The following is a 20,119-nucleotide window of genomic DNA, read 5'->3' as shown; positions in this document are numbered from 1 at the left end:
CGGTTCCTCGCGGAGCCGCCGGCTTTTTCTTCGCCGCTCAGGCCTGCGACACCCTGCGCGCCCGGCGGATCTGCAGCCACTGCAGCGCCACCGGAATCAGCGACAGGCCGATGATGATGACCGACACCCAGTGCAGATTGGCGCGCACCCAGGCGATCGAGCCGAGCCAGTAGCCCGCCAGCAGCATCGAGCCGCACCAGAGGATGGCGCCGACCACGTTGTAGACGAAGAAGGTGCGGCGCGGCATCTGCGACAGCCCGGCCACGAACGGCGCCAGCGTGCGCACGATCGGCACGAAACGCGCCACCGTGATGGTCATCGCGCCGTAGCGGGCGAAATAGTCGCGCGCCCGTTCCAGGTGGTCCGGCTTGACCCAGCGGCTGTGCGCCAGTTTCTGGCCCCAGCGCGACGAGGCGATGGCGTAGTTGAGCGCGTCCCCGGCGATGGCGGCAAAGGTGATCGCCGCCAGCGAGACGATGGGATCGATGCCGGCCAGCCCGAGGAAGGCGCCCGCGGCGAACAGCAACGAGTCGCCCGGCAGGAACGGCATCACCACCAGGCCGGTCTCGATGAACACGATCGCGGCGATGATGCAGGTGCCCAGCACCCAGTTTTGCGCCAGCAGCGCCATCAGGCCCTGCTCGCTGGTCAGCCAGGAGAACAGCTCGGTAATACTCATGCGGATCCGGTCCTTGTCGCGGCGGCCGGCGCGGCCGGCCTGCGTATGAAAACGCCGAGTATGCCGCGGGCCCCGTCGATATTTCATCAAATTTTGCCGCTTCGGCCGCGCTGGCGCCGGCCCGCGGACGCGCGCGCCGGCTAGCGCTCGGACAGCAGCCGGTCCAGCCGCAGGCGGCCGCGCTCGTCGGTCAGGCGCCGCATGGCGCCGTAGGCCGCGCCCATGGCGGCCATGCCGCTGGCCCCGCAAAGCAGGAACATCAGCAGGATCTGGTACTTGGCCGCGTCGATCGGATCCATGCCGGCGATGATCTGGCCGGTCATGATGCCGGGCAGCGTGATGATGCCGGCCGCCGACATCTGGTTGATGCTGGGCACGATGCCGCGCCGCACCGATTCGCGCAGCAACGCGGCGAAGGCCTGGTGCGCGGTGGCGCCCAGCGACAGGCGCGCCTCGATCGCCAGCCGGTCGCGGCGCACGCCCGACAGCACGCCGTCCAGCGCCAGGCTGGCCGCGTTCAGCACGCTGCCCAGCACGATGCCGACCAGCGCGATGGTGTAGCGCGGGTCGTACCAGGGCTCGGGCCGCAGCGCCGTGCTGAGGATGAACAACGCGGTCACGACCGTGGTGGCCACCACCGCCATCGCGCCCACCTGGCCGTTGCCGCGGCGCGCCAGCCGGGCCTTGGGCCGGGCCGCGACCTCGCGCGCGGCCAGCGCCATCATCACCGCCACCACCAGCGCGGTCAGCCAGGGCGCGGCGTGCGCGAACACGACGCGCAGGATGTGGCCGACCAGCAGCAGCTGCACCACGGTGCGCAATGCCGCCCACAACACCTGGCGCTGCAGGTTCAGCCGCAGCGCGAAAGAGATGCCGGCCGACAGCAGCACCAGCAGCGAGGCGATGACCAGGTCCAGCGCCTGCAGTCTGATCACGTCCATTGCGGCTCCAGCCTGCCCTGCTCCATGCGCCAGCCGCGCCGCGCCATGCGCCGCGCCTGCTCGGGATTGTGCGTCACCATCAGGATGGCGGCGCCGCCATCGAGATAGCGATGCAGCTCGGTCTCGACCCGCGCGGTGGCCTCGGGATCGAGCGCCGCGGTGGGTTCATCCAGCAGCAGGGCCCGCGGCGCCAGCGCCAGGGCGCGCGCCAAGGCGGCGCGCTGGCGTTCGCCGGTGGAGAGCTCCTGCACCAGCGCGTCCATTTTTCCCGGTGCCAGGCCCAGCCGCTGGAACAGATCGGCCGCCCGGGCCGCATCGGTGTAATGCGGCGCCACGTGGTCGTCCCACCAGCCGGCCTCGGCCTGACAGTAGATCACCTGGCGGCGCCATTGATAGCCGCGCATGCCCGAGCGCGGCGCGCCGTCCAGTTCCACTTCGCCATGGCCCGGATCGAGGTCGGCCACCTGGCGCAACAGCAGTGATTTACCCGAGCCCGAGGGGCCGGTGATGGCGGCGCACTCGCCTGCCGCGAGATCGAGGCTGACCGGCGACAGGCGTTCGCTGTAGACGCCGCGCAGCCTGAGCACAGGAGGTTTATCTGACATGGCGGCAAGCATAACCCGCCGACATGGCGCGGGCCCGCGCGCCGCATGAGCTTATGCGCGGCGGCCATGTCCCTATGCGCCTCGCCACCCTGCATATGGGCGCCGCGCCTTGAGACGTCGGAGGGAGGAGGCAGGCGCCCGGAGCGATAGCGGTGCCGGAACACGCCGGCAAAAAACCGCAACAATGAGAACATATGCTATTCTCATTCTCACATTTGACGGGGCTTTTTCGCGCCGCCAAAGGGCTCATCCCGTAACGCGAGTGACGATCTTGAACCCATCAGCCTCCCCCGCCCAATTCACCGTCGCCGACTTCAACCGCATGGGCAGCCAGAGCGGTTTCCGCTACCGCCTGCCACGGCTCACGGGCGCGCTGCGCGCAGACCCGGAAACCCTGTGCATCGCCGAAGGCCGGGTCGACACCTATGCCATCCGGCCTGGCCTGACGCTGGTGCTGTCCGACGTGCGCGTGCACCAGCACTACGAAGCCACCTCGATGATGTCGCCGCGCTTCTCGGCCATCGTCATGCTGCAGGGCCACGCCCAGACCCGCATCGACCGCCATGACGACGTCCGCCTGGCGGCGCATAGCGGCGTCAGCGCGCTGTATGGCGACACCGTCGCCATGACCGGCACCCATGCCGCCGGGCAGCGCCTGCGCAGCGTCAACCTGTCGCTGTCCGACCCGGATGGCGCGGGCGACGACCAGACCAGCGAAATGATCTGGAAGGCGCTGCGTTCACCGTCGTTGCGGCTGCGCCGCTGGCAGGTGCAGGGCCATCTGCTGCAGGCCATCGAACACCTGCTGGACTGCGGCTGGGACGGCCCGCTGCAGCACATGCTGCGCGAAGGCGTCGGCACCCAGCTGCTGGCCCACGCCCTGGCCACGCTGGAACAGCGCGCGCCGGCCGAGAACGCGGTGTCCGAACGCGACCGCCAGCTGCTGGAGCGGGTGCGCGAGCGCCTGCACAGCGCGCCCGGCGAGGAACACACGCTGGACGACCTGGCGCGGCTGGCCTGCATGAGCCCCAGCACCCTGCGCGCCAAGTTCCAGGCCACCTACCAGCGCTCGGTCTTCAGCTGGCTGCGCGAACGCCGCCTGGAAGTGGCGCGCGAGCAGCTGGCCCAGGGCTGCAGCGTGCAGCAGGCGGCGCATTTCGTCGGCTACCGCCACGCCACCAACTTCGCCACGGCGTTCCGCGAACGCTACGGCATCGCCCCCAGCGAACTGAACTGACCCCGGCCGTGGACGGCTTCCGGCGGCGCCCATTGGTCTTACGGCATTTCCCATTCCTGCAATCCGCGGTGACGGGCGACCATGCGGCAGAGCTTCCCCTCCCCGGAAGCGCCCGCCATGGATGTCCCCGTGTCACGCCCCGAACCCCTGCCCTCGTTTCCCGTCATGGTGCTGATGCTGGGCCTGCTGTCCTGTGTCGCGCCCGCCACCATCGACGCCTACCTGCCCGCCTTCGGGGCGCTGGGCCGGGAGTTCGGCGTGCCGCAGGAGACCGTGCAGCTGACGCTCGGCGTCTACATGGCCTGCTATGCGTCGATGCTGCTGCTGCACGGCACCGTGTCCGACTCGCTGGGCCGGCGCCGCATCGTGCTGGCGGCGCTGGCGGTGTACGTCTGCGGCTCGCTGATGGCCGCGCTGGCCCCCGGCTTCGGCTGGCTGCTGGCCGGGCGCGCGGTGCAAGGCCTGTCGGCGGGCGCCGGCATCGTGGTCGGCCAGGCCATCATCCGCGACTGCTACGACGGCGCGGTGGCGCGCCGCGCCATGTCCTACCTGATCCTGGTGTTCAACCTGTCGCCAGCGCTGGCGCCCATCCTGGGCGGCTACCTGGCCGCGCACCAGGGCTGGCGCGCGGTGTTCCTGCTGCTGACCCTGCTGGCCGGCGCCGCCTGGCTGCTGTGCGCGCGGCGTCTGCCCGAGACCCTGCCGCCCGAACGGCGCCAACCGCTGGCCTGGCGCACGCTGGCCGCCAACTACGCGCGCGTGCTGGGCAACCGGCGCTACACCGCATTGGGACTGGCGTTCAGCCTGCTGTTCGCCGCCCAGGGCTTCCTGATCGGCGCGGCGCCCGACTTCATCAGCAACGTGCTGGGCCTGCCGGAAACGGACTTCGCCTATCTGTTCGTGCCGCTGGTGGTGGGCGCGATGGCGGGCGCCCTGCTGGCGGCGCGCAAGGCCGGCCGCTGGTCGGATGGCCGCATCACGCTGCTGGCCTTCCTGCTGATGAGCGGCAGTTGCCTGGCCTATGTGCTGTACATGGCCGCGGCCGAGCCGCCGCGCCTGCCCTGGGCGGTGCTGCTGCCCGGACTGTTCACCTGCGGGCTGGCCATGGGGGTGCCGGCCATGACCCTGCGCATCCTGGGGCACGTGCCGGATCTGTCGGGCACCGCGGCATCGGTGCTGGGCTTCATGCAGATGCTGACGTTTTCGCTGGCCAGCGGCTGGGGCGTGCCGCTGGTCTACGGCCAGCCGCTGCGGCTGGCGGCGGCGATGCTGCTGTTCGTGGCGGCCAGCGCGGCGGGCTGGGCCTGGCTGCACCGCTGCGCCGCGCCCCTGGGGCAGGCGCCGGCCAAGGCGGGATAGCCCGGCGGCATTTGCCATACGCATCGCATCGCGGCGCATACATCAATCCAACGGTAAAAATCAATAATTCTCATTACCAAACCTTACCGCTGGAGCTTGTCCTCATGTCGTCCGTTCCACCCTCGCCCGCCGCGCAGCCGCGCCGGGTGCGTCCCCTTGCTTACGCGATCCAGACGGCCCTGCTCTGCTCCGCACTCGCCCATCAACAAGCCAACGCCCAGAACGCGGCCCCTGCCGGCGGCGCGTCCAATGACGTGGCGCAACTGCCCGCCGTCACCGTCAGCGGCGCGGGTATCCCGGGCACCACGGAAGGCACCCATTCCTACACCACCGACGCCATGAACACGGCCACCGGCCTGACGCTGTCGCCGCGCGAGACGCCGCAATCGGTCAGCGTGGTGACGCGCCAGCAGATCGAGGACCAGGGGCTGCGCGACACCGGCTCGATCCTGGCCAGCGCGCCCGGCATCTCGGTCACGCGCAGCGACAGCAACCGGCTGTCGTTCTCGTCGCGCGGCTTCTCCATCGACAACTTCCAGTTCGACGGCCTGAACTCACCCATCCTGAGCCAGTGGAACTACGGCGCCACCGACATCGACGCGGCCATCTACGACCGGGTCGAGATCGTGCGCGGCGCCACCGGCCTGATGACCGGTTCGGGCAACCCGTCGGCGGCGGTGAACTTCATCCGCAAGAAGCCGCTGCGCGAATTCGCCCTGTCCGGCAGCGCCAGCGCCGGCAGCTGGGACTATGTCGGCGGCGACCTCGACCTGTCGGTGCCGCTTACCGAGAACGGCCGCATCCGTTCGCGCTTCGTGGCCGCCTACAACCAGGGCGACGACTACGTCACGTTCCTGGATTCGCGCAAGCGCACCTTCTACGGGGTGGTCAGCGCCGACCTGACCCCCGACACCGTGCTGACCGCCAGCGTCGAGTACTTCCGCAACCAGAGCAACGGCTTCGGCAGCGGCTTCCCGCTGTTCTACAGCGACGGCTCGCGCACCGACTTCAACCGCTCGGTGGCCAACAACACCCGCTGGGCCCGCATCGACACCGAGTCCACCACCACCTTCGTCGACCTGACGCACCGTTTCGCCAACGACTGGAAGGTGCGCGCCGCCTACAGCCACACCGACGGCGACTACCGCATGAAGCAGCTGTACCGCGGCGGCTACCCGAACAAGGCGACCGGCGCCGGCATGACCAGCTCGTTCAACAACTACGACGGCGACCGCTCGCGCGACGACATCCACCTGACCGTATCGGGTCCGTTCCAGTTGCTGGGCCGCAAGCACGAACTGGCGCTGGGCTGGATGAGCGTGAACGACCACAGCAACATCGGCCAGTACGCGATGACCGGCGCCAAGCCGGCGATCGGCAGCTTCTTCGACTGGCGCCAGGACCACATCGCCGAGCCCACCTGGTCCGGTACCAAGACGCCCGCGGACGACCTGCGCGTCAAGCAGACCGGCGCCTACGCGGTCGGGCGCTTTTCGCTGGCCGACCCGCTGCACCTGATCGTCGGCGGCCGCTGGAGCAACTGGGAAACCAACCAGACTTACTTCGGCAGCAAGCGCGCCTACAAGATCAGCGACCAGTTCACGCCGTACGCCGGCCTGCTGTACGACATCAACAGCACCTACACGGCCTACGCCAGCTACACCGAGATCTTCCAGCCGCAGAACGCGCGCACGCCCGATGGCTCGATCCTGCCGCCGATCGACGGCAAGAGCTACGAAGTCGGCCTGAAGGCAGCCTACCTGGACGGCCTGCTGAACGCCTCCGCGTCGCTCTACCAGACGCGCCAGAACAACCTGGCGCAGGCCATCCCGGGCGAGTCGGTCAGCGGCATGCCGGGCACGCAGGCCTATCGCGCCGCCACCGGCGCCAAGGTCGAGGGCTTCGAGCTGGAAACCAGCGGCCAGCTCACGCCCGGCTGGAACATCGGCGCCAGCTACACCCACTTCACCGCCAAGGACGCCGACGGCAAGCCGATCAACACCAGCCATCCGCGCAGCCTGTTCAAGGTGTACACCACCTACCGCCTGCCGGGCGACCTGCACCGCCTGACGGTGGGCGGCGGCGTCGACTGGCAGAGCCGCATGTACCAGTCCGCCGCCAGCCCGCGCGGCAACGTGGACGTGGAGCAAGGCAGCTACGCGCTGGTCAACCTGATGGCCCGCTTCGATTTCAGCAAGCAGGTCTCGGCCACCCTCAACCTGAACAACGTCTTCGACCGCAAGTACTACGACCAGATCGGCTTTTACAGCCAGGGCTGGTACGGCGCGCCCCGCAACGTCATGCTGACCGTGCGCGCACAGTACTGATGGCGATGGCATACGGCGACAAGCCAGGGAGTGTTGCAGCACGATGCGTTTGAATCCTGCTGTCACGGCGCGCATGCGCCGCCATGCCCTGGCCGGCGTGGCGGCGCTGGCCATGGTGCTGACCCTGGCCGCCTGCGAGCGCGCGCCGGCGCCGGCCGCATCCGCGCCGTCCTCGGCCGGCGCGTCGGCCACGGCGTCCGTCCCGGGCTTTCCCGTTACGCTGCACAGCGCCCTGGGCGAGGCGGTGATCCCGGCCCCGCCCAGGCGCGTCGTCACCCTCGGCCTGGGCGCCGATGACCTGGCGCTGGCGCTGGGCGTGGTGCCCGTGGGGGTGGGCCGCGCCGACTGGGGCGGCGACCCCGAGCACTACTGGCCCTGGGTGCGCGCCGCCATCGAAGCCCGGGGGCAGGCGTTGCCCGAGCGCATCACCGTCTATCCCGAACTGGATATCGAAAAGATCATCGCGCTGCGCCCCGACGTGGTGCTGGCGCCCTTCTCCGGCGTCAGTCCCGAGGCGTATGCGCAGCTGTCGCGGCTGGTGCCGGTGGTGGCCTATCCCGAGCAGCCGTTCCTGACGCCGGTGGACACGCAGATCGACCTGATCGCGGCCGCCCTGGGCAGGCCCGAAGCCGCCGCGTCGCTCAAGGGCGGCATCCATGACGCCCTGGCCCAGGTGGCGCGCCGCTACCCGGAACTGACCGGCAAGACCTTCGCCTACGTGCGCGCCGACCTGGGTTCCGGCAATTTCGCCGCCTACGTCGCCGGCGATCCCCGCGTCGACACGCTCACGGCCATGGGCCTGACCCTGGCGCCTTCGGTGCGCGGACTGCGCGCCAGCGCCGGGCACTTCGCCCATTACCTGGGGTTCGAGCACGCCGACGCCCTTGGCGACGCCGATATCCTGGTGTCCTGGTTCTATACGCCCGAGGAGCGCGACCGCACCGCGGCCCTGCCCTTGTATGCCTCGATCCCGGCCGTGCGGCGCGGCGCCTACGTGGCGCTGAGCGACCCGGCGCTGGTCATGGCCTCGTCCTCCGGCACGCCGCTGGCGGTGGCGTGGATGCTGGACCGGCTGGCGCCTCGCCTGGCCGAGGCCGCGCGCCATGCTCGCGGCGACGGGGCCGGCGACTGATGCGGCGCTTCCCCCGATCGCCCGCTGTACAGGCCGATGCGCCCATCCCGGCCGCGCGGCGCTCGCGGGCGCCACTGCTGCTGGCCGCCTGTATGTTGCTGGCCGCCGCCGCGCTGGCCAGCCTGTGGCTCGGTTCGCACGGCCTGTCGGCGGCCACGGTCTGGCGCGTCCTGCTGCAGCCGGATGACAGCCACGCCGCGCTGGTGGTCGCCTCGCGCATTCCCCGCACCGTGCTGGCCCTGCTGACCGGCGCCGCCCTGGCCGTCGCCGGCGCCCTGATCCAGGCGCTGACCCGCAATCCGCTGGCCGAGCCCGGCTTGCTCGGCGTGAACGCCGGCGCGGCCGCTTCCATCGTGACGGCGGCGCTGCTGCTGGGCGGCCTGCCCGCGCATCCGTTCTGGGCCGCCCTGCCCGGCGCGCTGGCGGCCGCGGCGGCGGTGTACCTGATTGGCGCGGGCGGCCGCGGCTTGCAACCCGTGCGGCTGATCCTGGCCGGCGCCGCGGTCAACGCCGTGCTGTTCGCCTACGTGCAGGCCGTGGCGCTGCTGCGCGACGACATCTTCGATGCCTACCGCTTCTGGGCGGTGGGCTCGCTGGCAGGCCAAGCGCTGGAGGCCGCGCTGCGCGCCGCGCCCTACATCGGCGCCGGCCTGCTGCTGGCCGCGATCCTGGCGCGGCCGCTCAACCTGCTGGCGCTGGGCCAGGCGCTGGCGCAGGCGCTGGGACTGCGGGCCGGCCTGTATCGCATGCTGGGCCTGTTGTGCGTGGCGGTGCTGGCCGCGGCTGCCACCGCCGCCGCGGGCCCGATCGCATTCGTGGGCCTGGCCGTGCCGCACATCGCGCGCCGCTATGCTGGCCCCGACCTGCGCTGGCTGCTGGCCTACTGCGTGGTGCTCGGTCCGCTGCTGATGCTGGTCGCCGACATCCTGGCGCGGCTGCTGCGCGCGCCGGCGGAGCTGCTGACGGGCGTGGTGGTGGCCTTCATCGGCGCGCCCTTCCTGCTGGCGGCGCTGCGCGGCCGCGCGCGGAGCCTGGCATGACCTGGAACGCCCCTTTTTCCGCTCCGCGGCCCGCATGCCTGCTGCGCGCCGGCAACTGGCTCGCCTGGCCCGTCGCGCCGCGGGCGCTGGCCTATGCCGCGCTGCTGCTGATGCTGGCCTGCGCCGTGGTCGTCGCGACCTTGCGGGCCGGCGATCCGGGCCTTTCCTGGCGCGCGCTGTGGCTGGCGCTGCATGGCGCGGGCGGCGCCGTGGAGCAATGGCTGGTGCACACGGTGCGCCTGCCGCGCGTGCTGGCGGCCCTGGGCGCCGGCGCCGCGCTGGGCCTGTCCGGCGCATTGTTCCAGAGCCTCACCCGCAACCCGCTGGGCAGCCCCGACGTCATCGGCCTGACGGCCGGCGCGTCGGCGGGCGCGGTGGCGGTGGCCATGGTCTGGCCGGGGCTGATGCCGGTGGCCTGGGGCGCGGCGGCGGGCGCGCTGCTGGCCACGGCCGGCGTCTGGTTCGGCTCCGGCGCCGGCTTTGCCGCGCCCCAGCGCATGGTCATCGCGGGCATCGCGGTGGGCGCGATCGCCTTCGCCTTCGTGCAATATGGCTTGTCCAACCTGCGGCGCGAGCAGGCCTACCTGGCCGCCGCCTGGCTCAACGGCAGCCTGGCCGGCAAGACCTGGGCCGACGTGGCCCTGATCGGCGCCGCCTGCGCGGTATTGCTGCCCCTGGGGCTGGCGCTGTGCGCCCGGCTACGCTTGCTGGAAATGGGCGATGACCTGGCCCAGGCCCTCGGCGCCACGCCCTCGCGCAGCCGGCTGGCCGCCACCTTGGTGGCGGTGCTGGCGGCCGCGGCCGCCGTCACGGTGGCGGGCCCGATCGCCTTCATCGCCCTGTCGGCGCCGCAGATTGCCCGCCGCTGCGTGCGCGCCAGCGGTCCGCAGCCGCTGCTGGCGGCCCTGACCGGCGCCGTGCTGCTCGCGGCCGCCGACCTGCTCGCCCGCGCCGCCGGGCCCAATGGCCTGCCGGTCGGTGTGCTGAGCGCCGGCATCGGCGGCATCTATCTCGCTTTCCTGTTGGTGCTCGAATGGCGCAAGACCTCGACCTGAACGATCCGGCCGGCGGCATGTCCGCCCTGCAACTGCGGCAGGTCAGCCTGTCCTATGGCGACACGCCCGTGCTGCGGGACCTGTCGCTGGCGGTGGCCGCGGGCGCCTTCACGGCGGTGGTCGGCCCCAATGGCTGTGGCAAGTCCACGCTGCTGCGCGTGCTGGGTGGCGCGCTGGCGCCCAGCCGCGGGCAGGCCTTCCTGGACGGCGCCAGCCTGGCCAGCCTGCGGCGCAAGGCGGTGGCGCGGCGCCTGGCGTATCTGCCGCAGAATCCGGTAGCGCCGGAAATGATCACGGTGCGCGACCTGGTGGCGCGCGGCCGCTATCCGCACCAGACCCTGCTGCGGCAGTGGTCGCCGGCCGACGCCCAGGCAGTCGACGCGGCCCTGGCCGACACCGACCTGGCGCAATTGGCCGACCAGCCGGTGCACACGCTGTCGGGCGGCCAGCGGCAGCGCGCCTGGCTGGCGCTGGTGCTGGCGCAGGACGCCGGCATCATGCTGCTGGACGAACCCACCACCTTTCTCGACATCCGCCACCAGATCGACCTGCTGGAACTGTGCGCGCGCCTGCACCGCGCCGGGCGCACGCTGGTGGTGGTGCTGCATGACCTGAACCTGGCGTTCCGCTACGCCGACCGCGTCGTCATGATGCGGGGCGGCCGTATCGCCGCGCAGGGCGAGGTGCGGCAGGTGGTCACGGAGGACGCCATGCGGCGGGTGTTCGACCTGGAATGCCGGGTGCTGCCGGATCCGGAGACCGGCAGCCCGATGATCGTGCCCCGGCGCGGCGGCCAGGGCTGAGTTCAGATCGGGCTTGCGCCAGGCACCATTTCCGCCCGGGGAATCGCCGCGTCGATCAAGCCCGGGCGAGTCCCCGCCGGCGCTGACGCGGGCGTGGCCGGCGCCTTTGCGGCCTCGCCCAGCAATTGCCCGTGCTCCATGCGCAGAATGCGATCGGCCAGGTCGAAGTAGCGGTCATCGTGTGAAATCACCAGCACCGTCTTGCCACGCGCCTTCAGCTCGGGGAGCAGTTCGCGATAGAAGACGTCCTTGAACACCGGATCCTGGTCGGCCGCCCATTCGTCGAACACGATGAACGGGCGGTTCTCCAGGTAGGCTACGACCAGTGCCAGCCGCTTGCGCTGCCCCTGCGACAGCGCCTGCGTGGAAAAGGCGCCGTCGCGCACCTGCACCTTGTGGTTCAGCAGCAGGCGTTCGAGCCAGCGATTGCCCTCGTCATCGAGGTTGCCCCGGCTGGCTTCGAGCAGGCGGTCAAACAGGTGGAAATCGGAGAAGATCGCTGAAAAGCGCTGGCGATAGGCATCGCGGTTGGCGTCCGTCACTTCGACGCCATCGACGGTCATCGCGCCCTGTTCCGGCCGGTAGAGGCCCACCAGCAGCTTGGCGAGCGTGGTCTTGCCACTGCCGTTGCCCCCCACCAGGAACACGATCTCGCCGGGACCGAAAGCCAGGTCCACCGGCCCGAGCTGGAAGGTATCGTCGGACTGCTCGTGATAGTAGACATGGGTGACGCCCCGCAAGGCCACCGATCGCAGCGTGGCCGGCGACTCGGCCGGCGGCGCGGCGGATTCGGAAGCCACCAGGCCCGCCACGATCGCATCGATGCGCCGGGCCGCCACCCGCGCCAGGTTGGCGCGCGGGATGTTCAGCAGCAGCGCCTCCAGCGGCGCCACCATGTACAGGAACACCAGCGCGAAGCCCGTCATGACGCGCTGCTGGCTGGCGCCCTCGCCCGCCAGTGCGAACAGCACCAGGCCGATGAAGGCATAGATCAGGAAATGGCTCCAGCTGGTCGACACCACGAAGATCGACATGCCGCGCGTGCGGGCGCGCCGCACCGCCTCGATGGAGCGATGCAGCACGTCCTGCGTGAAGGCGGCGCGCTTGCCCTGGTGCAGCCGCAATTCCTTGGCGCCCGCGTTGACCGAACGGAAGCCCGCGAACAGGCCGTCCTGCTCACGCGCGGCCACCTCCAGGTGACGAATGGCCCGCAGGTGGGCGAAATGGTAGCCGAGCGACCCCAGGCCCACCACCAGCACCGCCACCAGGAATACCTGCCAGGACAGCAGCGCCAGATAGAGCAGGCAGCCGACGACGATCACCGCGTTGGTCAGGATGGCGGGCAGCATCACGAAGTACTGGGCGATATTGCCGCTGTGCTCGGTGAGCGCGGACTGCAGGCGGTCCGCGCCCACTTCCTCGAGCCGGGCATAGTCGGCGCGCATGGCGCGGTCCGTGATGTAGCGGCGCAGATCGGCCTGGGCCTGTTGCCCCAGGCGTTCGAACATCAACGATGCGGCCATGCGCGCCAGCATCGCGAAGATGGCGACGGCCGCGAATTGCCATGCCAACCCGCCACGGGCATCGGGCTCGGCCGTCAAGGCCGTGTTGATCAAGACGACCAGCAACACGCTGGCCACGCCTGCGCACAGGCAGGCAAGCGACGCCAGGACCAGCGCGGCGCGAGACTGCCGGATCAAATGGGTAATCAAGCCGGATTCCTAGAAAAAGCGGAGGGGGTCTTATGGATAGACGAACCGGCCGAACCGAAATTTACCCACGGATCGGGCCGAACGCCTGGGCATTGAATTTTCGCCAGGCTGATTCGTCTGTATTCCTATGAGCCATAACCGTGACGGTGCCGTCGTCCCATGATCCCCTGCCTGGAACCGCTCTTTCCCGGGGAATGGCGCACGCACGGCGCTGGCGTGGCGTTGGCGCCGTCCGGCAGCACGGCGCCAACGGTGGCGGCGTGGCTGGAATGCCCGGCGACGCTTGCGGCCGCCTGCCGGGCCCACGCCCGCCACCTCGACCCGCCCGTCACGGATCCGCAGGCGCCCCTGGCGGCGTTGGCCTCGGTCTGGTCGCTCACCTATTTCTGGCGCCTGCTGCCACCGGTCGTGGCGGCGGCCAGCGTGCTGCAGCGCGTCCTGCCTGTCGGCACCACGCAGGCTCGCCTGGCATTGGCCGAAGATGGCGCACCCCTGCCTTTCCTGCTGCCTCACGACGGCCACGCCATGCCCGGCGCGCCCAGCGCCGAGCGCTATGCCACCCTGCTGCACGGCCACATCGCGCCCGTCGCCGCCCGGTTGGCCGAATGCTGCGGCGTGGCGCCGCGCATCGTGTGGGGCAATGCGGCCCGCTATCTCGAGGTGATCTTCAGCCAACTCGCGCGCATGCTGCCGACGCATGCAGGCCTGCGCGCCGATCACGCCTGGCTGCTCGCGCGTCCCGATTGGGACGGCCTCGAAAACCCGATGTACCGGCCGGCGCGCGCGGTCACGCGCGGCAGCGCGCAGGGCGACACGACCCACACGCTGTTGCGCCGCTGCTGCCTCTATTACCAGTTGCCGGGCCATGGCTACTGCGATCTCTGCCCGCTCGCGCCATGCAATCGCGCCGCCCGGCGCGTGGCCGGCCCATGCGCCGACGTCGACACGGCGGCCTGCTGAACGGCAGCGATTCTCATTCGTCTAGTTAAGAAGAGCGCTTCATACGCCGGCCCGCCCGGTTGTTCTCCTTCCCTGGACGCAGATGCCACCCGTCACCAAGCAAACCTCGATTGGACACGCGCAATCGCACCGTTATCTCTGCCACCCCGGCGGCGTGCCCCATGAAGCCGTCATGCAAGGGTCCTGCCTGACCATCAAGGTCATCGATCGCGATGCCGCCAGCGCCTGGCGCCTGCACCACGCCGGCGACCAGGCCCAGCTCGACTGGCTGGGGCCCTGCTCGACCGGCCCCGACACGCCCGAACTGCTGGCCGCGCTGGAGGCCACGTTCGCGCTGCACCCGGCCCCGCGCACGATCCGCGTGGTCGCGCCGTTGCCACGCCAATCGCCGCTGTTCACGCAGGGGATATTGCGGCGCCCGCCGGACGAACCCATCATCGCCCAGGCCGGCCTCTTCTGGCAGCAGCAGCATCCCTGGCTCGCCGGCCCGGCGGCGGCGCCCTATCCGCTGGACTACGTCATGACGGGCGCGGCCCGCCATCCGCGCCGGCCGCCCAAGCCGGCCAGCGTGGTCTACCGGCGCCACATTCCCTGGCTGCAGGCCACCTTGTCCCTGCGCGTTGCCACCGAGGAGCTCGATGCCGTCCGTCTCAACCTGTGGATGAACGACCCGACGGTCGCGCACTTCTGGGAAGAGGCGGGCCCCATCGAAAAGCACCGCGCCTATCTGCGCAAGCAAACCGAGGACGCGCATACGCTGCCGCTGGTGATCTGCCTGGACGGTGTCCCGTTGGGCTACGTCGAGGCCTACTGGGCCCGCGAGGACCGCATCGCCGCGTTCTGCGGCGCCGCCGACCATGATCGCGGCTGGCATGTGCTGATCGGCGATCCCGCCTATCGCGGCCAGCATTTCGTCTCGGCCTGGATGCCGTCGATCTCGCATTACCTGTTCCTGGACGATCCCCGCACACAGCGCCTGGTCATCGAGCCCCGCATCGACAACGCGAAGATGCTGCGCAGCCTGGCACGCAGCGGTTACGCGCTGGAAAAGACCTTCGACTTCCCCCACAAACGCGCCATGCTGGGCACGCTCACGCGCGAACGGTTCTTCAATGAATCGCTCTGGGTCCCGCGGGCCGCCGATGGCATCACCCCCCAGGCACTGGCGCCGCTCCAGCCGCGCCAGGCCGACCGCCCCGTTTCCCCCTCCTTGCACTGAAGGCCGCCATGCTCGTACACGATCTCATCGGTATCGGCTTCGGGCCGTCCAACATCGCCCTGGCCATCGCCCTGCGCGAGCGCGCCGGCCCGCCGCTGCGCGCCCTGTTCCTGGAACGGCAAGCGGAATTCGCCTGGCATCCGCACATGATGCTCGACGGCACGCACATGCAGATCTCCTTCCTGAAGGACCTGGTCACCCTGCGCAATCCCGCCAGCCCCTTCTCGTTCCTGAGCTATCTGCACGCCGAGGGCCGCTTGCAGCAGTTCATCAACCTGCAAACCTTCTTTCCGAGCCGCCACGACTTCAACGGCTACCTGAAGTGGGCGGCGGACCATTTCGACGAACAGGTGCGCTACGGCGAAGACGTGATCGAGGTCCGCCCCGAATTCGACGGCGACACCGTGACGCTGCTGCGCGTGGTGTCGCGCGACGCCCAGGGCAGGATCACCGACCGCCTGGCGCGCAACCTGATCGTCAGCGTCGGCGGGCGCCCCAATGTGCCGGACATCTTCGCCCAGGCACGGCACGACGCGCGCATCATCCATTCCAGCAAATACCTGAGCGCCATCAACCAGACTGGCGAGCTGGGCCGCGTCGCCGTGGTGGGCGCCGGGCAGAGCGCCGCCGAAATCTTCATGGACCTGCATGGCCACCCGCGCCAGCCGGCCGTCGACCTGCTGATCCGCGGCCGCGCGCTGCGTCCTTCGGACGACAGCCCCTTCATGAACGAGATTTTCAACGCCGAACACACCGATTACATCTACGACCGACCGCCGCACGAGCGCGATGCCCTGCTGGCCGACGTCTGGCACACCAACTATGCCGCGCCGGACCTGGCACTGATCGAACGCATCTATGACGTGCTGTATCAACAGCGGGTCCGGCGCGAGGCGCGCCATCGCCTGCAACGCCACTGCCGGATCACGGCCGTGCAGCCTGGCGACGACGGGATCACCCTGCAGTTGCAGGACAGCGAGAGCGGCGACCGGACGCAATGCCGCTACGACGCGGTGGTGCTGGCCACCGGCTACGTGCGCGACCAGCATCGGGCGCTGCTCAGCCCCCTGGCGTCCTTCCTGCCTGATTTCCAGATCGATCGCAATTACCGGGTGCGCGCCACCGACCGCCTGCTGCCCGCCATCTATGTGCAGGGCGGCAGCGAAAGCACCCATGGCATCAGCGACAGCCTGTTGTCGATCCTGGCGATCCGCTCGCAGGAAATCGGTAGCGCCCTGCTGGACATGCCCGCCGACGCGCGCGTCGCCGCGCCTGTGCGGCCGGCGGCCGCGTTGATCTCATGACCGGGGCGGCTACCGCCGCCCCGTCCCGCCGCCCGCGCCGGGCGGCTCACTGAAGGCGAATTCTCATGGCAACCCATCTCGCACCCTCGACGACCGAGCAGGATCTGGAACGCAGGCACGATGCATTGCGCCATCCTTACGTGATCAAGCACCATCCGCTGCTGCAATTCCAGGCCGAGCGCGAGTCGAACGCGCGCAGCTATCCCCGGCGCATTCCGCTGGCGCTGCGGCGTGCCAAAGGCATCTATGTCGAGGACGTCGAGGGCCGCGTCTTCATCGACTGCCTGGCCGGCGCCGGCTCGCTCGCGCTGGGCCACAACCATGCCGCGGTCGCCGAGGCCATGCAGAACACCCTGCGCGACGAGCTGCCCTTGCTGACGCTGGACCTGACCACCCCGGTCAAGGATCGATTCATGCGTGATCTGCTCGATTTCCTGCCTGCGCGGCTGGCGGCGCGCGCACGGGTGCAGTTCTGCGGTCCGGCCGGCACCGATGCCATCGAGGCGGCATTGAAGCTGGTCAAGACGGCCACCGGCCGCGCCGACGTGCTGGCTTTCCAGGGCGCGTACCACGGCATGACCCAGGGCGCGCTGCAACTGATGGGCAACACCCGTCCCAAGCAGTCGCTGCGCTCGCCGCTGGCCGGCGTGCAATTCCTGCCGTATCCCTATGACTACCGCTGCCCCTTCGGCCTGCATGGCGACGCCGGCGTAAAGGCGGGCCTGCGCTACATCGAATCGGTCCTGACGGATCCCGAGGGCGGCGTGGCCACCCCGGCGGCGATGATCCTGGAACCCGTGCAAGGCGAAGGCGGAGTGATCCCGGCCCCGACCAATTGGCTGGCGGGCGTGCGCGACCTGACCCGGCGTGCCGGCGTGCCCCTCATCGCCGACGAAATCCAATCCGGGTTCTGCCGCACGGGCAAGCGCTTCGCGTTCGAGCACGCAGGCATCGAACCCGACGTGGTGGTGCTGTCCAAGGCCATCGGCGGCGGCTTGCCGCTGTCGCTGGTGGTGTACGACCAGGACCTGGATCAATGGACCAGCGGCACCCATGCCGGCACTTTCCGCGGCAACCAGCTCGCGATGGCGGCCGGCAGCGTCACCCTGAAGGTCCTGCGCGAAGAAGCGTTGGCCGATCACGCCGCCGAAATGGGCGCACGCCTGGCCGGGCATCTGCGCGCCCTGCAGCGCGACTTGCCGCAGATCGGCGACGTGCGCGGCCGCGGCCTGATGCAGGGCGTGGAACTGATCGACCCCGCGCAGGACGACGGCCGCGCGCCGGCCACGGCCCTGGCGGGCCAGGTGCAGGCCGAATGCCTGCGGCGCGGCCTGATCGTCGAACTGGGCGGACGCCACGGTTGCGTGGTGCGCTTCCTGCCGCCCCTGATCATCACCGCCGCGCAGATCGACCACGTCTGCGAGATTTTCGCCGCGGCGCTCCGACATGCCGTGGACACGGCTTCCCTTGCCCGGAGCACGCCAGACGCGCGTGCGCCGTTACAGCCGACGGCGGCCGCCCAGGCAGCTTGACGCGCTCAAAAAGGGCGAGCCTGGAAGCAGGCGCGCCCGACTACCTGAAGACATCATGAAAGACCATAAAAACACATTACGCACAGCCTTTACGCTTCGCCCGCATCACACGTTGACGCTATTGGGTCTGGTCGTCGCCGCGCCGGTGCTTGCGCAACAGGCCACAGGGGAAAACGTCAGCACGCTGCCCAGCGTCACCGTCAGCGGCACCGCCGATACCGGCACGGGCCCGGTGCAGGGCTACGTGGCGGAAGACACCACGTCGGGTAGCAAGACCAGCACGCCGTTGCGCGAGATTCCCCAATCCATCTCGGTGGTGGGCGCGCAGGAAATGCGCGATCGGGGCGTGCAAAGCGTGTCGCAGGCGATCCAGTATGTTCCGGGCGTGCAGATCACCAACTTCGGCGGCGCCGAGGTACGCAACGACTGGATCGTGCTGCGCGGCTTCGACGCCAAGATAACCGGCGACTACCGCGACGGCCTGAACCAGCTGCCCTATGACCAGATCCGGGCACGCACCGACCCCTACGCGCTCGAGCGCGTCGAAGTGATCCGCGGCCCCTCGTCGGTGCTGTACGGACAGGTGGCGCCCGGCGGCCTGGTCAATCGCATCACCAAGCGCCCGACGCTGGATCCGTTCGGCGAGGTCGTGCTGCAGGCCGGCAACTTCGACCGGCGCCAGGCCGCCTTCGACATCGGCGGCCCGATCGACGAAGACCGCAAGTACCTGTACCGGCTGACCGGCATTCTGCGCGATAGCGGCACCCAGGTGAAGTATGACGGCGACCACCGCTACCCGGACGACCTCGGCTACATCGCGCCGGCCTTCACCTGGCGTCCGAACTCGGATACCTCGTTCACGCTGCTGACCCACTATCAGCACGACGAGACCGACGGCGAGTCGCGTCCGGTGTACCCGACCCACGTGCCGGTGGGCGATTACGGCTTCAACCGATACGACCGCAAACAGTACGCCATCGGCTACCTGTTCGAGCACCGGTTCAATGACAGCGTCACGGTGCGCCAGAATGCGCGCTACCAGCACGGCAAGCTCGACCAGCGTGACCTCTACGCCCAGGGGCTGAGGCCCGATGGCCACACCTTGCGCCGCTATGCCATGGTCTCGAAGGAAAGCGCCGATGGCGTGGTCGTGGACACGCAGGGAGAATTCCGCTTCAATGCCGGCCGCGCCGTCCATACGTTGCTGGCGGGCTTCGACTACCGCTTCCAGGACGGCCAGCAATGGTATCGCCAGGGCCTCGCGCCCGACCTGGACCTGAACAATCCGGTATACGACCAGAATATTCCGTATCCGGGCGCCGCCAACGCCTTCATCGACCAGAAGGACGTCAACCGGCAGTACGGCCTGTACCTGCAGGACCAGATCAAGGTCGATCGCGTGGTGGTGACGGCCGGCCTGCGGCACGATTGGGCCAGGTCCGAAAGCCGCAACAACCTGACCAGCAGCACCACCCGCCAGAACGATACCGCGCTGACCGGCCGCCTGGGGCTGGCCTACCTGTTCGATTCCGGCGTGACGCCCTACGTGAGCTACTCGACCTCGTTCAACCCGCAAGCGGGCGTGTCGATGGACGCCACCCCCTTCAAGCCGACCAAGGGCGAGCAATACGAGTTCGGCATCAAGTACCAGCCGCCGGGTTCCAAGAGCATGGTGGCCGCGTCGTTCTTCGACCTGACGCAGCGCAACGCGCTGACCCCCGACCCGCGCAACATCAACTTCAGCGTCCAGACCGGCGCGATCCGTTCGCGCGGGATCGAACTCGAAGGCAAGGCCGAACTGATCCGCAACCTGGACGTGGTGGCCTCGTATACGTTGAACGATGTCACCGTGACCCAGAGCAACAATCCGCTCGAGAAGGACAAAACGCCCATCGTGACGCCGCGCCACATGGCGTCGGCATGGGTCAACTACACGTTGTCGGACAGCGCGCTGCGCGGACTGGGCATGGGCGTCGGCGTGCGCTACGTCGGCAAGACCTATGTGGATGTCGCCAACACCATGGAAAACGGCTCGTCGTTCATGGTCGACGCCGGCCTGAGCTACCAGCTCGACAAGTGGCGGTTCGCGCTCGATGCCACCAACCTCTTCAACCGCGAGACCATCGTGTGCCGCAACAACACCCAGTCCAACTGCCGGTACGGCCTGGAGCGCACGATCATCGCCAGCGTGGCCTATCGATGGTAAGCGGCGCA

Annotated in this window: 16 protein-coding genes; 12 read left to right on the top strand and 4 right to left on the bottom strand. The window is 69.7% G+C overall.

Features of this window, described 5'->3' with window-relative positions; all coding sequences use genetic code 11:
- Window positions 1–37: 37 nt before the first annotated feature.
- The 3 genes from I6I07_RS23300 to I6I07_RS23290 form a co-directional block, all read right to left on the bottom strand.
- Complete coding sequence (locus tag I6I07_RS23300) at window positions 38–679, bottom strand: VTT domain-containing protein (protein ID WP_198483905.1); 642 nt, start codon at window positions 677–679, stop codon at window positions 38–40.
- A gap of 140 nt (window positions 680–819) precedes the next feature.
- Window positions 820–1,620, bottom strand: coding sequence for an ABC transporter permease (locus tag I6I07_RS23295; protein WP_198483904.1), 801 nt, complete (start codon window positions 1,618–1,620; stop codon window positions 820–822).
- The gene (locus tag I6I07_RS23290) at window positions 1,611–2,225 is read right to left on the bottom strand and encodes an ABC transporter ATP-binding protein (protein ID WP_232625702.1); all 615 of its coding nucleotides are present in this window, start codon (window positions 2,223–2,225) and stop codon (window positions 1,611–1,613) included. The genes I6I07_RS23295 and I6I07_RS23290 overlap by 10 nt, the downstream gene beginning before the upstream one ends.
- A gap of 268 nt (window positions 2,226–2,493) precedes the next feature.
- On the opposite strand from I6I07_RS23290, the gene I6I07_RS23285 reads away from it, so the two are divergent.
- The 7 genes from I6I07_RS23285 (at window position 2,494) to I6I07_RS23255 (ending at window position 11,178) form a co-directional block, all read left to right on the top strand.
- Complete coding sequence (locus I6I07_RS23285) at window positions 2,494–3,462, top strand: helix-turn-helix transcriptional regulator (RefSeq protein ID WP_420094595.1); 969 nt, start codon at window positions 2,494–2,496, stop codon at window positions 3,460–3,462.
- Window positions 3,463–3,591: 129 nt separating this feature from the next.
- The gene (locus I6I07_RS23280) at window positions 3,592–4,821 is read left to right on the top strand and encodes a multidrug effflux MFS transporter (protein ID WP_269784296.1); all 1,230 of its coding nucleotides are present in this window, start codon (window positions 3,592–3,594) and stop codon (window positions 4,819–4,821) included.
- Between the two features lie 104 nt (window positions 4,822–4,925).
- Entirely contained in the window at window positions 4,926–7,148 is a 2,223-nt protein-coding gene (locus I6I07_RS23275) for a TonB-dependent siderophore receptor (RefSeq protein WP_198483900.1), read from the top strand.
- A 43-nt stretch (window positions 7,149–7,191) separates the two neighbouring features.
- The gene (locus I6I07_RS23270) at window positions 7,192–8,280 is read left to right on the top strand and encodes an ABC transporter substrate-binding protein (protein ID WP_232625701.1); all 1,089 of its coding nucleotides are present in this window, start codon (window positions 7,192–7,194) and stop codon (window positions 8,278–8,280) included.
- Complete coding sequence (locus I6I07_RS23265) at window positions 8,280–9,320, top strand: FecCD family ABC transporter permease (protein ID WP_232625700.1); 1,041 nt, start codon at window positions 8,280–8,282, stop codon at window positions 9,318–9,320. The genes I6I07_RS23270 and I6I07_RS23265 overlap by 1 nt, the downstream gene beginning before the upstream one ends.
- Window positions 9,317–10,375, top strand: coding sequence for a FecCD family ABC transporter permease (locus I6I07_RS23260; protein ID WP_198483899.1), 1,059 nt, complete (start codon window positions 9,317–9,319; stop codon window positions 10,373–10,375). Before I6I07_RS23265 ends, I6I07_RS23260 begins: the two co-directional genes overlap by 4 nt.
- Window positions 10,354–11,178, top strand: a complete 825-nt coding sequence (locus I6I07_RS23255) for an ABC transporter ATP-binding protein (RefSeq protein ID WP_198483898.1) — start codon at window positions 10,354–10,356, stop codon at window positions 11,176–11,178. Before I6I07_RS23260 ends, I6I07_RS23255 begins: the two co-directional genes overlap by 22 nt.
- A gap of 2 nt (window positions 11,179–11,180) precedes the next feature.
- Here the strand turns inward: I6I07_RS23255 and I6I07_RS23250 are convergent, their stop codons facing one another.
- Entirely contained in the window at window positions 11,181–12,890 is a 1,710-nt protein-coding gene (locus I6I07_RS23250; RefSeq protein WP_198483897.1) for a cyclic peptide export ABC transporter, read from the bottom strand.
- A gap of 159 nt (window positions 12,891–13,049) precedes the next feature.
- Here I6I07_RS23250 and fhuF point away from each other — a divergent pair, with 159 nt between their 5' ends.
- The 5 genes from fhuF (at window position 13,050) to I6I07_RS23225 (ending at window position 20,111) form a co-directional block, all read left to right on the top strand.
- The gene (gene fhuF, locus I6I07_RS23245; RefSeq protein ID WP_198483896.1) at window positions 13,050–13,850 is read left to right on the top strand and encodes a siderophore-iron reductase FhuF; all 801 of its coding nucleotides are present in this window, start codon (window positions 13,050–13,052) and stop codon (window positions 13,848–13,850) included.
- Window positions 13,851–14,022: 172 nt separating this feature from the next.
- Window positions 14,023–15,069: a GNAT family N-acetyltransferase gene (locus tag I6I07_RS23240; protein ID WP_232625699.1), complete on the top strand. Its 1,047-nt coding sequence runs from the start codon at window positions 14,023–14,025 to the stop codon at window positions 15,067–15,069.
- An 8-nt stretch (window positions 15,070–15,077) separates the two neighbouring features.
- Window positions 15,078–16,373 carry a lysine N(6)-hydroxylase/L-ornithine N(5)-oxygenase family protein gene (locus I6I07_RS23235; RefSeq protein ID WP_198483894.1) on the top strand — a complete coding sequence of 432 codons (1,296 nt, stop codon included), beginning with the start codon at window positions 15,078–15,080 and terminating at the stop codon, window positions 16,371–16,373.
- 65 nt (window positions 16,374–16,438) lie between these two features.
- Window positions 16,439–17,905, top strand: coding sequence for a diaminobutyrate--2-oxoglutarate transaminase (locus tag I6I07_RS23230; protein WP_198483893.1), 1,467 nt, complete (start codon window positions 16,439–16,441; stop codon window positions 17,903–17,905).
- 112 nt (window positions 17,906–18,017) lie between these two features.
- Window positions 18,018–20,111: a TonB-dependent siderophore receptor gene (locus I6I07_RS23225; protein ID WP_232625698.1), complete on the top strand. Its 2,094-nt coding sequence runs from the start codon at window positions 18,018–18,020 to the stop codon at window positions 20,109–20,111.
- Window positions 20,112–20,119: the final 8 nt, after the last annotated feature.

Origin of the sequence: Achromobacter deleyi (genome assembly GCF_016127315.1) — a bacterium.
Taxonomy (GTDB): Bacteria; Pseudomonadota; Gammaproteobacteria; order Burkholderiales; family Burkholderiaceae_B; genus Achromobacter; species Achromobacter insuavis_A.
This window is presented reverse-complemented; position numbering and strand designations above follow the sequence as displayed.